The 14,497-nt window shown below is 35.8% G+C and carries 9 protein-coding genes; 3 read left to right on the plus strand and 6 right to left on the minus strand.

The features are described 5' to 3' along the window. Positions 1 to 477: 477 nt before the first annotated feature. Entirely contained in the window at positions 478 to 2,337 is a 1,860-nt protein-coding gene (locus tag ACFSRZ_RS04585) for an ABC-F family ATP-binding cassette domain-containing protein (RefSeq protein WP_379665342.1), read from the plus strand. Here ACFSRZ_RS04585 and ACFSRZ_RS04590 read toward each other — a convergent pair. The 4 genes from ACFSRZ_RS04590 to ACFSRZ_RS04605 all read right to left on the minus strand — a co-directional run bounded on the left by ACFSRZ_RS04590 (position 2,334) and on the right by ACFSRZ_RS04605 (position 10,274). Further along, positions 2,334 to 3,050 (minus strand): 3'-5' exonuclease, encoded by a 717-nt coding sequence (locus ACFSRZ_RS04590; RefSeq protein WP_379665343.1) that lies wholly within the window; start codon positions 3,048 to 3,050, stop codon positions 2,334 to 2,336. The two genes, ACFSRZ_RS04585 and ACFSRZ_RS04590, sit on opposite strands and share 4 nt — an antisense overlap. Positions 3,051 to 3,193: 143 nt before the next feature. After that, the gene (locus ACFSRZ_RS04595) at positions 3,194 to 4,996 is read right to left on the minus strand and encodes a DUF5689 domain-containing protein (protein WP_379665344.1); all 1,803 of its coding nucleotides are present in this window, start codon (positions 4,994 to 4,996) and stop codon (positions 3,194 to 3,196) included. Positions 4,997 to 5,143: 147 nt separating this feature from the next. Then, positions 5,144 to 7,354, minus strand: a complete 2,211-nt coding sequence (locus ACFSRZ_RS04600; RefSeq protein WP_379665345.1) for a hypothetical protein — start codon at positions 7,352 to 7,354, stop codon at positions 5,144 to 5,146. 106 nt (positions 7,355 to 7,460) lie between these two features. Then, on the minus strand, positions 7,461 to 10,274 hold the full coding sequence (locus ACFSRZ_RS04605) for a TonB-dependent receptor (RefSeq protein WP_379665346.1): 2,814 nt from the start codon (positions 10,272 to 10,274) through the stop codon (positions 7,461 to 7,463). 184 nt (positions 10,275 to 10,458) lie between these two features. Here ACFSRZ_RS04605 and ACFSRZ_RS04610 point away from each other — a divergent pair, with 184 nt between their 5' ends. Beyond that, entirely contained in the window at positions 10,459 to 11,157 is a 699-nt protein-coding gene (locus tag ACFSRZ_RS04610; protein WP_379665347.1) for a response regulator transcription factor, read from the plus strand. An 11-nt stretch (positions 11,158 to 11,168) separates the two neighbouring features. Then, the gene (locus ACFSRZ_RS04615) at positions 11,169 to 12,209 is read left to right on the plus strand and encodes a sensor histidine kinase (RefSeq protein ID WP_379665348.1); all 1,041 of its coding nucleotides are present in this window, start codon (positions 11,169 to 11,171) and stop codon (positions 12,207 to 12,209) included. On the opposite strand, the gene ACFSRZ_RS04620 is transcribed toward ACFSRZ_RS04615, so the two are convergent. Together ACFSRZ_RS04620 and purD are read right to left on the minus strand one after the other, a co-directional pair. Further along, positions 12,183 to 13,217: a glycosyltransferase gene (locus tag ACFSRZ_RS04620; RefSeq protein WP_379665349.1), complete on the minus strand. Its 1,035-nt coding sequence runs from the start codon at positions 13,215 to 13,217 to the stop codon at positions 12,183 to 12,185. The two genes, ACFSRZ_RS04615 and ACFSRZ_RS04620, sit on opposite strands and share 27 nt — an antisense overlap. Continuing rightward, positions 13,217 to 14,491 carry a phosphoribosylamine--glycine ligase gene (gene purD / locus ACFSRZ_RS04625; RefSeq protein WP_379665350.1) on the minus strand — a complete coding sequence of 425 codons (1,275 nt, stop codon included), beginning with the start codon at positions 14,489 to 14,491 and terminating at the stop codon, positions 13,217 to 13,219. Before purD ends, ACFSRZ_RS04620 begins: the two co-directional genes overlap by 1 nt. Between the last annotated feature and the right edge of the window lie 6 nt (positions 14,492 to 14,497).

Consider the following 14,497-nt stretch of genomic DNA (forward strand, 5'->3'; position numbering starts at 1 on the left):
TTTATACGCTGTTCTGTATGCTCTTTTTCCTCAAAAAATAGTGTTCCCCTTTTTTAGGGAGGCGAAAATTTCCCTAAATCACGGTATTGACTAAGATTGCTTATCTAACTACTTTTACATTGTTATTGTTCTTTTTATACATGTTATTAAGTTTTTAATTAAGAAGCCTACCCCTTATCTTAATTAATTATTTTGAAAACCCAAATCACTCGATTTGGGTTTTTCTTTACAACACTTTATGCATTTGTAATTTTACCTTTAACACCTAAGTTCACCCTTTTTAGGGATGTGTAAATTTCCCTAAATCATGGTATTGTATAGTCATTTCGACTACTGTACTTTTATCCGGTAATTGTTTTTCATACATATTATAAAAGTTAGCTTATTTAATTAAGAACTTCCCCCCTAATCTTAATTAAAGATTAACCCGAGTCTTAACTCGGGTTTTTTTATTTCCTTTGTCAAAATATTTTATTTGTGAATCTCCTTTCAGTAGAAAACATCTCAAAAGCCTATGGCGAAAGGGTCTTATTTGAAGACCTGTCTTTCGGAATCAATAAAGATCAAAAGATTGCCTTTGTAGCAAAAAACGGAACAGGAAAAACTTCTGTTCTAAATATCATTGCCGGAAAAGATACTCCGGATAACGGACAAGTTGTTCAACGAAAAGGAATTCATATCGCCTATTTATCTCAAGAGCAAAATTTTGATTCTAGTCTTAGCATCCAAGAGACCATCTTTGCTACTGAAAATAAGATTCTTCCCATTATTAAGCAGTATGAAGAGGCTCTTAAAAATACAGAAGATGCTGAAAACTATCAGAAAGCTTTTGAATTGATGGAGCAACACAATGCCTGGGATTTTGAAACGCAATACAGATTGATCCTGTCCAAACTTAAATTAGATGATCTCAATCAGAAAGTATCTACTTTGTCAGGTGGGCAAAAAAAGCGTTTGGCTTTGGCCATCATTCTGATCAACAAACCGGATCTACTTATTCTTGATGAGCCTACCAACCACTTAGATCTTGAGATGATCGAATGGTTGGAATCTTTTTTTAAGAGAGAAAAGATCACCTTATTTATGGTGACCCACGATCGTTATTTCTTAGAACGGGTTTGTAATGAAATCATAGAATTAGATCAAGGGAATTTATATAGGTACAAGGGCAATTATTCTTACTTCTTAGAAAAGAAAGAAGAACGAATTGCTCAGGAAACCAGCTCAACAGAGAAGGCCAAAAACCTTTTCAAGAAGGAACTGGACTGGATGAGAAGGCAACCCAAAGCTCGAACTACAAAATCCAAATCCAGAATAGATGATTTCTATGAGATCAAGCAAAAGGCTAAAAAAAGAAGACAAGATCATGCGGTTCAACTAGAGATCAACATGGAACGATTGGGAAGTAAGATCGTAGAGCTTCATCATCTTAAGAAATCCTTTGGCGACAAGATCATTTTGAATGATTTTGAGTATGTATTTAAAAAAGGAGAACGAATCGGAATTATTGGAAAGAATGGAACCGGTAAATCTTCTTTCCTAAACATTCTAACTCAAAAAGAAGCTATTGACGGTGGAAAGGTAGTTGTTGGTGAGACTGTAAAGTTTGGGTACTATACTCAAAAAGGAATTCAAATAAAAGAAGGGCAAAAAGTTATTGAGGTTATCAAAGAGTTTGGAGAATATATTCCTTTGACCAAAGGGAGAAAAATTTCGGCTTCTCAATTATTAGAACGATTCTTATTCGACAGAAAAAAACAATATGATTTTATAGAAAAGTTAAGTGGTGGAGAAAGAAAGCGCTTGTATTTATGTACTGTACTGATTCAAAACCCTAATTTTTTAATTCTGGATGAGCCTACCAACGATTTAGATGTTGTTACCCTAAATGTATTAGAAAACTTCCTACTAGATTATCCGGGAAACCTGATTGTTGTATCTCACGATCGCTATTTTATGGATAAGATCGTAGACTCTCTTTTTGTGTTTAGAGGAGAAGGCATTGTTGAGAATTTCCCCGGAAACTATTCTGATTTCAGAACCTATGAAGATTCTAAACCTCAAGAACCGATTCAAAAAACTACAAAAACAACTTCAACAAAAGAAAGCTCTCCTAAGTCTAAGCTTAGTTATTTAGAAAAAAGAGAGTTTGGTGCTTTGGAGAAAGACATCGAAAAATTAGAGCGCAAGAAAACTACTGTTGAATCTTTCTTTATGAAAGATGGAATCACAGAAGAGGAAGTCAATGAAAAATCCAAAGAGCTTCAAGAGATTATTTCTCTTTTAGAAGAAAAAGAAGAAAGGTGGTTTGAATTATCTATGAAACTCGAAGGTTAAACCTTTACAATATCACTTTCTTGTATCAGTTCCTCGTTATTGAATCGCAGAAGTAATTGCGCTACAGAAATTGTATCTTTTTCGCAGTAGTTTACAATTCTCTCTAAGTCTTTTTCTTCATAATACACTTTGGCTACATCACTTCCATCAATATCGTCTTTAGGAGAAGGTATTCCTAAAATAGAGGTCAACAATTGTAATGATGTAAAGTGTTTATAGTCTCCAAATTTCCACAATTCCATTGTATCCAAGTGAGGAACTTCCCACGGTTTTTTCCCGAAGAGATTTAGCTTTTTAGGCAATTCTATTTGATGAATAATCATTCGTCTTCCGATGTAAGGAAAATCAAACTCTTTCCCATTATGTGCACACAAAAGGTGTTGTGGTTTGTAAAAATGAGTTTCCAACAAGTTTTTGAAATCTTGCAGAACTTGTTTCTCATCATCTCCTGAAAACGAGGTAACACGGAGTGTCCTTTTTTCTTCTTTTTCTGCATAATACGCTACAGAAATACAGATGATTTTTCCAAACTCAGCCCAAATACCAGCTCTCTCGTAGAAGTCTTCCGGCTCTACTTCTTCTTTTCTTTGATAGGCTGTTTTCTTTGCGTACAACTCCTTTATATCATCCGTGAGTTCTTCCCATCTTTCTTTTTGAGGTACTGTTTCTATATCCAAAAACAGCACATCTTTTATATTAACTTTCAAATTCATTTTTGCATTTTTTTTATAAACTCAAACGTAGCAAAATCTATTTTATCAATCGTTTGGCACATTAGGTTTCTTTTTTTGTGAAAGTACTAAAAATAAAAAAGCCCCAAAAATTGGGGCTTTTCTTTATGTTTTTAAAGACCTCTTTACTCAATAATTAATTTCTGAGTAGCGATCTTAGCTCCTTCTGTTACTTTTAACACGTATACTCCAGGTGTTAGGTTTGGAATATCCATTGTTTTTCTTGTTCCTGAGAAACTTTGAGAGAATACTTTTCTTCCTAAAACATTGAATAAAACAACTTGTTTCTTATCAATGCTATTGGTAGTTATTGTAAAACTATTTCCTCTTACCGGGTTAGGATATGCTGAATATCCTTCGATATCGTTTCTTTGTACACTTAATACAATATTAGATGAAGAAGTAGCAAAAATCTGAGAAGTTCCGTTGAACTCAGCTGCTATTCCAGTAATGTTTGCACTAGAAGTAGGAATTACTGATCCAATAAAATCTGCTCCTGAGAACTGAGTTCTAAACACCAATGTGTTTGTTCCGTCAGTAATGTCATAATTTGTACCAGATGAGAACGTAGCTGTTCCATCTGCGTCATTAAAGGTTACATCGTTGATTGTGATCCACTCAGACTCGTAATCGTTAAAGTTTGCATCTAAATCTGCAATAGTTACTACTTGAGGAGTCACTGGAAGTCCAGTTGCTGTTGCAGCTCCCGGATCTACTTGTGGCACAATTTGTAACACTCCACCAAAAGAGCTTAATTGCCCTCTAATTCCTGTAATTCCATCTCCTACATTGTAAGAAGTAGTTACAGTACCATCTGCATCATCAATTAAGATTGCAGCAGTACCATCTTGGATGTATTTTTGATTTCTAGAGTTCATTGCATCATAGGTCATTGTTGCTTGACCTGTTAACTCATAGTAATTTCCTTCTGTCCCAGCTCTTAAGGTTGCAATATCTGCCACCTGAGTATAAGATGCCACAGAGAAAGAAACACTAGCTGTTACAGCCGGAGTTAAAGAATTCCCACTATTATCAACCAATTCTGCTGTAAGTGTATATGATCTTCCAGCTACAACTGTAATTGCTGGTGGAGTAGCTGTAAAGTAGTTACTATTCACGTCTGATTGTCCAGTTTCTTGCAATGTTGTTGCGATATATCCGTCTCCAGAATTATCAGAAACTCCACCTCCTGCATCTCCAGAAAGGGTAAAGTTTAAAATACTTAGAGAAGCTGACACTTCTGTCGTTTCAGGGTTAAAAACCTGGTTTGCAGAAGGAGCACTAATAGATAATGTTGGGTCAGAAGAAGTTCCAATCCAAGCTCCTGGATCAAAATCAGCCGGAGCTGTTCTTGGCGAAGAACTGGTATGACTAGTACAACCAGAAGCAGTTGAACCATCAGACCATACATTCCATTCTGATTCGTCCCACGTATCAACCGAAGCAGTAACTGTTCCTTTTCTTTCAGCACGTCCATCTTCAAATTCGTGGCAAGTATTACTACCATCTTCTCCTGGCACTCCAAAGATATCAATTATGGTATCTGAAGAGTTAAGAACCGCAATCTGGTCATCTCCGTTACTATCTGCCGGACCTCCAGTTCCTGCATCGATATCAGCTGTTATTCCATAAACAGTTTGAAAGTTACTTGCATTATTAGAGATAAGAACAAATCCTCCTGAAGCTAAATTTCCAATAGGAGATAAATCCACATCAGCACTTGTAGTTGGACCAGTATTTCCATTCGTCCATCTTCTTAATTTCCAACCTGTTAGATCCACAGAAGACCCACTAACATTATAAAGCTCTACGTATCTAGCTGAAAAATCGTTATTTGGATCAGCTATCTCAGTAATGATAATCTGCCCAAAAGAAAAAGCAGACAAGCACAGCGTTAATAAGAGTGTTAAAAAGTAATTTTTTTTCATATGTTTAAGTTAAGTTTAAAAAAGATGGTTTAAAGATATAAAATATCTTCACTTTTTTTTCGTTTTTAACAGATTAAATTATAGTTAACTACATAAAAAAAGCAGGCTATTCAGCCTGCTTCTTATATATAATCTTAATAAAGATTCTTAGTTAAATCTTGTCCATCCATTTGTCCAAGTTGGAGCAGCAGCTCCGTTTCCAGCACCTGTAGCCGTTCCTTGACCTACAAAGCTTTGGTTAGCTCCAGCATAATCTGTTACTTGGAATCCTGTTAAGCTGTTAGAAAATTGTACGTTAGTCATTACTAAATCTCCGTTCTCAATTCTAACACCAGCTTCTGCATCACTACTTTTTACTTTAACTCCTAAGTCTACTCCTTCTACAAAGAAGTTATCAATATTGAAGTTTCCTCCTCCTTCTTTGAAGAATAAAGCTCCTTCTGTTACTGGTCCAACTACAGTGATGTTTCTTAATGTAGCATTTGTTACAGGAGTAGCATTTCCGTTATCTCCGTTGTTAGATCCTTCGATACCTGCTTTAGCACCTCCTGAGATATACCAGTACTCACCTGTTCCAGCCCATCCATCTGCAAAGTCGATTGAATCGTCTCCTGAGTTTGTAGATACTAAGTATCTTCCGTTTACTGTACCTCCGAAAAACTCGATTCCGTCGTCTCCTCCTTCAAAAGATTGAACGTACTCTACAGTAGTTCCTGAACCTACTCCGAATAATGATAATCCGTTAAATTCTTTTGAACTATTAAAAGTAGCTCCTGTATATTCTAATCTTAAGTATCTGATAGATCCTGAGTTGTCGTCTGCTACGTTACCTCCATAAATTAAGTCAGCAACTTCAGAAGTAGCAACCGAACCTACATTTGTTGGTGCTTTACCACATACTACTAATCCTCCCCAGTCTGCAGCAGCAGGATTTGCAGATCCTGAAGTCATTACAACCGGATTGTTAGCTTCACCGTTAACAAAGATTTGACCTCCTTGAGCTACAGCAATGTAAGCACTAGTTCCTCCAGTAGCTTTAATTGTTGTTCCTGCAGGGATTGTTAAGCTTCCTCCGTCTTTTACAACTAAAGAACTTGTTAACTCATATTCGATGCTTGCACTTAAGGTAACGCTTCCAGTGATTTCTCCTGCTAAAGTTTCTGTAGCAACTCCACTGTTGCTTAAACCTCTTGTCCAACCAGCAGTCCAGTTAGGAGCAGCAGCTCCGTTACCAGCTCCTGTAGCAACACCTTGTTGAATGAAGTTTTGGTTAGCTCCTGTATAATCTGTTTGAGCAAATCCTGAAGCATTATCGGCAAACTGAACATCAGTCATTACTAAATCTCCGTTCTCAATTCTTACTCCAGCTTCTGCATCTGTATCTTTTACTTTAACTCCTAAATCAGTTCCAGCAATGTAGAAGTTATCGATAGTGAAGTTTCCTCCTCCTTCTTTATAGAATAAAGCTCCTTCTGTTACAGGTCCTACCACAGTAACATCACTGATTGTAGCATTTGTTACAGGAGTTGCGTTTCCGTTATCTCCGTTGTTAGATCCTTCGATTCCTGCTTTAGCACCTCCAGAGATATACCACCATTGACCAGTTCCAGCCCATCCGTCTGCGAAGTCAATTGAATCGTCTCCTGAGTTTGTAGATACTAAGTATTTTCCGTTTACTGTTCCTCCAAAGAACTCAATTCCGTCGTCTCCTCCTTCAAAAGATTGAACATACTCTACAGTAGTTCCTGAACCTACTCCGAATAATGATAATCCGTTAAATTCTTTTGAGCTATTAAAAGTTGCTCCTGTATATTCTAATCTTAAGTATCTGATAGATCCTGAGTTGTCGTTTGCTACGTTACCTCCGTAAGTTAAATCAGCTACTTCTGATGTAGCAGTTGCTCCAACGTTTGTTGGTGCTTTCCCACATAGCACTAATCCTCCCCAGTCTGCAGCAGCAGGGTTTGCAGACCCTGAAGTCATTACAACCGGGTTTGAAGATGTACCATTTACAAAAATCTGACCTCCTTGAGCTACAGCAATGTAAGCACTAGTTCCTCCGGTTGCCTTGATAGTTGTTCCAGCAGGAATTGTTAGGCTTCCTCCGTCTCTAATTACATAAGCACCAGTTAACTCATACTCAACGCTAGAGTCTAAAACTACATTATCAGTAACATCTCCTTGTAATGTAGTTACAACACATGGAGTACAAGAACCTCCACAGTCTACTCCTGTTTCGTCTCCATTTTGAATTCCATCGGAACAAGTAGCAACAGGAGAGTCGTCCTTATCACTACACGAAACAATAAACGTTAATGTAGCTACGGCCATCATTAATGTAAAAAAGTGTTTTTTCATTTTAATTATTTTTTATAGTTGTTTTAATTAATTCTGACGCAAATTAACCTCACGTCTATTAACCTATTATTTCTTAAAAATTAATGTTCAGTTACTTCAGTGTTAATTAAAAGTTATACGTTAACGATAACTTAATATCCATTCCAACTTTAAAAGATGAAATCGTAACATTCTGATTTTCCTGTACTCTCTCAATAGCCGGGTTTAATAAGTTCTTTGCTGTAAACCCTACTCCTAAGTTTTTGTTCAATTTAGATTTGAATACGAAATCCAATGTTCCGAAACCTGAATCTACTATGTTTCCTTTCCCTTCTGTTCCGAATGCAAATATTCTATCTGAGAAGTAGTTGTATGCCAACGTAGCTTGAATACTTCTATCTTTTTTGTATTCTTTCAAAAAGCTTACATCAGCATTCACAAGAATATCTGAGGCTCCTGTTAATCCACTTTTAGATTCAGAGAAGTCAATACTTAATGGGAAACCTGCTGCTGCAGATTCTGCAACTACTTTATCTCCATCCAAATCTTGTGTAGCGTTCAAGTATGATAAATTCAGTCCTCCAGTTAATTTTGTATTCAACGTTTTATCTTCTGTTTCTTCTTCTGATTCAAAAAGATTCTTTCTTATTTCAAATTCAACTCCAAAAGCTTGAGCTTGGTCTCCTGAATTAACCCAACTCACATCGTTAGATGCCGAGTTAATTGTAGCTTGGTTGATTGGATCATTAATAAATCTTGCAAAAGCTCCTACAGAGATAATCTCGCTAGATTTTGGGAAGAAATCCCACTTAAGGTCGAAGTTATAATTGGTTGACGTATACAAAGCAGGGTTTCCTAATGTTGTTTGAGTTGGTGACTCATCAAACTGGAAAGGTGCTCTTTCCTTGAATTGTGGTAATGTATATGATTTACTAGCTGCAAATTTTAAATTTTGCTTTTCGTTCAATTCATATTTTAAAGAGATCGATGGCAATACTTCAAACTGATCTAATTCATTAGTTCCTGAGTTCAAAGAAGTATCAAAGTTTAATGTCTGATTGATTTGCTCTCCTCTAATTCCAAATACACCAGTTAATTTTTCATTGAACGCATATTCAACTGTTGCATATCCTGCATTGATGTTTTGCTCTCCACCATACGTTTGTGGACGTAACACATCTGTGTTTGCTCCTAAACCTCCTCTAAAGGTTCTAATGCTAAACAAATTCGCATTAAAACTTTGTTGGTTAAAATAACTATCTAAGTTATAGATATCAGTAATGATAGGCTGTGGTACTGCAGCTCCTCCACTGTTATTGATTCTAAAATTAAACTGAGTTGATTCGAAGTCTACAGTTTTGAATCTTCCGCTATATCCCACAGTAAGTTTCCCTAAGAAATTATCATCTTCATCTTTTTTGAATTTATATACTGCCGAAAAGTTTCCTGCTAATTCTTCTTCTTCTAAATCTTGGAAAAATCTGTGGTTATCAGAATCGTTTAATGTTTCTCTAAATGATTTTGGTCCGTTAGGAACATCCCAATCATCTGGAGTTAAAATAATCTGTCTTCTGTTTGGAGTATCACTCTTCACATAGTTATAAGCTGCTCCCCAGTTTACTTCATATTGCTCTCCTAACTTGTGCTCTCCTAATAATTGGTGAACGAATAATTCTGTTCTATCAAATACTGCTCTTTGTACAAAAGCTCCTCCTTCTGGCGCATAATCAAAGATATCTACGATACCAAAGTACTCTTCTTGTGTTTGGTTTGATGTATTAATCATTAAAGCATTGTACTTGAATTCGTGAGTTTTGTGCTTCAATCTCACGTTCCCCATTGCAGTAGTATTGGTATTGTATACATAGTTTGAGAATGTATAATCTCTCCTTGCTACTCCTCCAACGTTTACACTACCTCTAGAAATACCTTCTCTGAATTTATATCCATTATCAAAAGAAGCTACTCCAAACAAACTAAGTTTGGTTTCTTCTCCAAGATCATAAGAATCTCCCGCTTTTAAAGAGAAGTTCACATTAATTGGAGTGTTTGCTTCTACACGATCCCAGCTAGTTGTGAAGTTATAGTTATTTAAAGGGAATCCAGGAATTCCGATTTGATAAAACCCGCTTTTGTTAGGCCCGTCATTTAAGAAAAATGCGTCTTGTGCAATTGCTTCAGAGTTTACTGAAGATCCAACTCCTACTTCAATAAATCCTTTTCCTGTGTATCTTTTTGATACAATATCTACATTCGCTCCACTAAAATCTCCGTAGTTTTTTGGGTTTAGTGTTTTATCAATAGAGATAAACTCGATGATATCTGTAGAGAAAATATCTAAGTCGATGTTTTTTCTTGATGGATTGTTTGATGGTAATGGTAATCCATTTAAAGTAGTAATGTTATATCTATCTCCCAAACCTCTAACAAAAACACCTCCGGTACCTTGTTGTTTAGAAATCCCGGTAGTTTTTGTTAATGCCGTAGCAACATCACCAACTCCTTTTCTACTTAATTCTTGCGTTCCTATTTTTTGATCAATCGTTACTGCTTTCTTTTGATCAAGTAATAAAGCGCTTTCCTTTTCTTTACTAGTTGTTGCTTTAATCTGCACTTCCTCTAAGGCAACTCCTTCTGAAGCACTTAAAGTTCTGTCTACAGTTACAGTTTCCCCTGCTTTTACCACAACAGGAACCTCTAAGCTTTTATACCCTAAAAAGCTAAAAACTACCGTGTAGTTTCCAGGTGCCACAGATAAGGAAAACTTACCATCTAGATCAGTTTCTGTTCCAATTATGGTTCCTTTTAAAATAACACTGGCAAATGATAAAGGTTCATTATTCATTTCTTTGTCTAATAATGTTCCTTTAATTGTTCCTTTATCTTGCGCTAATGCCACTTGGCAAAAGATGATAGCAAGAATTAATAAAAGTTTTTTCATTTATGTTCTTTAATACAATGATTTTAAAGTGCAAAAATCCCTCAGTCTTGTAAAGAAAAGGTTACTCATATATTATGGTTCGGTTATACCAATGTTATCGAAACGTTACCAGATTAAATGATTGTTAAGCTCTTGCTATTTATTATTTAATCGCTACTTTTGAACATAACTATTCACTAAAAACATGAACAATAGTGACATTAAGATCCTTCTTGTTGATGATGAGCCAGACATTTTAGAGATTGTAGGGTACAACTTAAAGAACGAAGGATACCAAGTACACACTGCCAGTAATGGTATGGAAGCTATTAAAGCTGCAAAAAAAATCACTCCACACCTTATCTTATTAGACATCATGATGCCAGAAATGGACGGGATCGAAGCTTGTGAAAAAATAAGAAGTGTAAAAAGTCTTGAAAACACATTAATTGCTTTTCTTACTGCCAGAGGTGAGGATTATTCTCAAGTAGCCGGGTTTGATGCAGGTGCAGATGATTATATCACCAAACCTGTAAAACCAAAGGTTTTAATGAGTAAGGTAAAGTCTTTATTAAGAAGAATGAAAGCCGAAGAAAAGGTAGATACCACTACTCAAATTGGCGACATTGTTATTAATAGAGAGGAGTACATTATTATGAAAGGTGATCAAAAGATCACTCTCCCAAGAAAAGAGTTTGAACTGCTTTCTCTTTTAACTTCTAAACCCGGAAAGGTTTTCAAGAGAGAAGTAATCTTAGATAATGTATGGGGAAATGAAGTTGTCGTTGGAGGAAGAACTATTGATGTTCACATCAGAAAGCTAAGGGAAAAGATTGGTGATAAGTATTTCAAAACTGTAAAAGGTGTTGGATACAAATTTGTATTAGAGGGAGCAGATAAATAAATTTGCTCTTTATGAAGCTTAAAAAGACATATTCCTTTGCTCTTTGGTCATCTATCTATTTGACCCTTTCTTCTGTTGCCGCAGCTGCACTGTTGTACTTTTTCTTTTTTGAAGACAAAGAAATTATTGCGCTTGTTTCGTTTGTTATTCTTGTTTTTAGTTTATCATTCTTTATCACTCAATATAGAGCCGAGCGCTTTATCTACAAGAGAATCAAAAGAATCTACGACGAAGTATCTATTTTAAATGCCGATGATTTTAACAGATCGTCTGCCACTACCGATATCGAATCTTTATCAAAGAGTGTACAGGATTACGTAGAAGGAAAACGTGTAGAGATTCAAAATCTAACAGAAAGAGATTCTTTTAGAAGAGATTTCTTAGGAAATGTTTCTCACGAGTTAAAGACTCCTCTGTTTACCGTGCAAGGGTATATTTTAACTTTGATTGAGGGGGCTGTTAACGATAAAATGATTCGCGATAAATATTTGGATAGAGCCAATAAAGGTGTAGAGCGTTTGGTTTCTATTGTAAAAGATCTGGATATGATCGCCAAATTAGAGAATGAAGGAGTTAAAATGAATATTGAGGTTTTTAATATTTTGGATGTGATTCAAAATGTTTTTGATCTTTTCGAAATGAGAGCTAAAAAACGAAATATTTCCTTACAATTTGACAAAACTCATGAGTTTCCAATTTTTGTTAAAGGAGATATTGAGCGTATAGAACAAGTCTTGATCAATCTAATCGTAAACTCTATTAAATACGGGAAAACCAACGGAACTACAACCATAGGAATAGAATCTTACAGTGAAAATAAGTTCATTATTAAAGTAATTGATAACGGAGAAGGAATTAAGCAAGAGCATCTTTCTCGTTTGTTTGAACGTTTTTACAGAGTGGATCAAAGTAGATCTAGAGAACAAGGTGGTTCCGGGTTAGGATTATCTATTGTAAAGCATATTATTGAAGCTCATAATGAAACCATTCTGCTTAAAAGCACCTTTGGTAAAGGGTCTGAGTTTTCATTTACGCTTGAAAAGGCCAAATAAGCCTTCTTCCAATTCTTTTCTTTCAAATTTCAAGTCATATCTTAATGCTAATTCTACACTGTTGATCGAAAAATCTTTTTCTCTCACATAAGAAAAATAGCCTTTCTCCTGCAAGTAACGACTTAAATACTCTTGTTCATTTTGCCCTTTTGTTGGGATTAACAGCGCTTTTTTGCGAAGAGATACAAGATCCATTACAGAGGAATATCCTGATCTACAAATAACAAGTTCTGCTGAATTTATTGCACTTTCAAGCTCTTCTGAAAGCATATAATTTACAACTTGTATTTTGCCTTCTTTTCTTTTGATCTGTTCAGACTCCACCTTGCCCCTTACAAGAGTAACTGATCTTTCTGAATGCTTAAATACTTCTATCATTCTTCTCTCTAGCTCTGAACGATTAGGTTCTGGGCCCGACAACACAATTAGAACACCTGCTTCTTCTGTGCTTTGCTTTTCTTTAAATCTACTGAGAATTCCTATGTACTTTTGGTGCAACTTCTTTGTAGTTAGAGAGAGTTTTCCTGAGAATTGAGAACCTGATTCATCAGGAATCCAACATTCATCGAATTTTCTGATGATTCTTTGATGTATAAAGCTAGTTAGAGGCGTAAAAAAGCCAGAAAGAACATTCAGTTGATGTGTAATATATACTGAGGGTACTTTATGAGAAAGTACACCAAATCGGTTGTCTGAAATGATTCCGACCACATTGGAATTATTCTCTACATAAGCATTAATAACCTTGCGTTCTTGTCTTACTACTTTCTGAATCGAAAACAATTTCTTGGCCAGACTCCACTTCAGATTTTTACCATAAGAAATTTGATATGAAGGAAGTACAATAACCTCTAATTCCGGAAATTCTTTTTGTAAAAAGTATAGTGCTTCTCCGTCGCTGGCTAAAACAGGTTTAAAATGATTTCTTTTAAGTGCATGAATAATTGGAACGCAGCGTGAGGCATGACCCAACCCCCAATAAAGCGGCGCTACAATTACTTTTTTCATTACACTAGATCAAAACCAATATCTCTTCTGTAATTCATTTTATCAAAATGAATCTTCTTTATATTCTCGTAAGATTTTTCCAACGCACTTTCGATAGAGTCTCCAAATGACGTAATTGCCATTACTCTACCTCCACTGGTAACAACTTCTTCTCCTTCGTTCTTTGTTCCGGCGTGAAATACAATAGATCCTTCAACATTTTCCAATCCTGAAATGGTTTTTCCTTTTTCGTATCCTTCAGGATATCCTCCAGAAACCATCATTACAGTAGTAGCTGTTTGTGGAGTTACAGAAAATGCTTTGTCTTTTAATGTTTGATTGGCTACTCCTTCGAATAAGTCTAAAAGATCCGACTCAATTCTTGGCAACACAACTTCTGTTTCCGGGTCTCCCATTCTTACATTGTATTCGATAACAAATGGATCTCCATCTACATTCATCAAACCAATGAAAATAAATCCTCTGTAGTCAATTCCATCTTTTTGCAAACCATCCACGGTTGGTTTTACAACTCTTTCTTCAACTTTAGAAAGGAAATCTTCATTTGCAAAAGGCACCGGAGAAATGGCTCCCATTCCACCTGTGTTTAATCCTTTATCTCCCTCGCCAATTCTTTTATAATCTTTTGCCGAAGGCAAAATTTTGTAGTCTTTTCCATCAGTAAGAACAAATACAGAGAGTTCTATTCCTTTTAAGAATTCTTCTATAACTACTGTAGAGGAAGCGCTTCCAAATTTTTGGTTAGATAACATTTCTTCTAATTCAGATTTTGCTTCTTCAAGAGAGTCTAAAATTAACACTCCTTTTCCTGCCGCCAATCCATCTGCCTTTAAAACGTAAGGCGCTTCTAATGTTTCTAAAAAGGCTTTTCCTTCTGATAAGGTTTCGTTTGTAAACGATTGATATTTTGCTGTAGGGATTTCATGTTTGATCATGAATTCTTTAGAGAAATCTTTGCTTCCTTCCAATAAGGCTCCATCTTTTTTTGGTCCAATTACTGGAATCGACTTTAACTGTTCGTCTTGTAAGAAGAAATCATGAACGCCTTCTACCAAAGGAGCTTCCGGTCCTACTACCACCATAGTAATTTGATGTTGTAAAACAGCTTCTTTTACTGCAGAAAAGTCTGTTGGGTTGATAGGAAGGTTGGTTGCTATTTCATTTGTTCCGGCATTTCCGGGAGCTACAAAGATCTGATGTGTTTTCTCGCTTTGTACAAGTTTGTGAGTAAATGCGTGTTCTCTACCTCCGGATCCTAAAATAAGTATGTTCATGGGTTC

Source organism: Pseudotenacibaculum haliotis (assembly GCF_042684245.1).
Classification (GTDB): domain Bacteria; phylum Bacteroidota; class Bacteroidia; order Flavobacteriales; family Flavobacteriaceae; genus Polaribacter; species Polaribacter haliotis_A.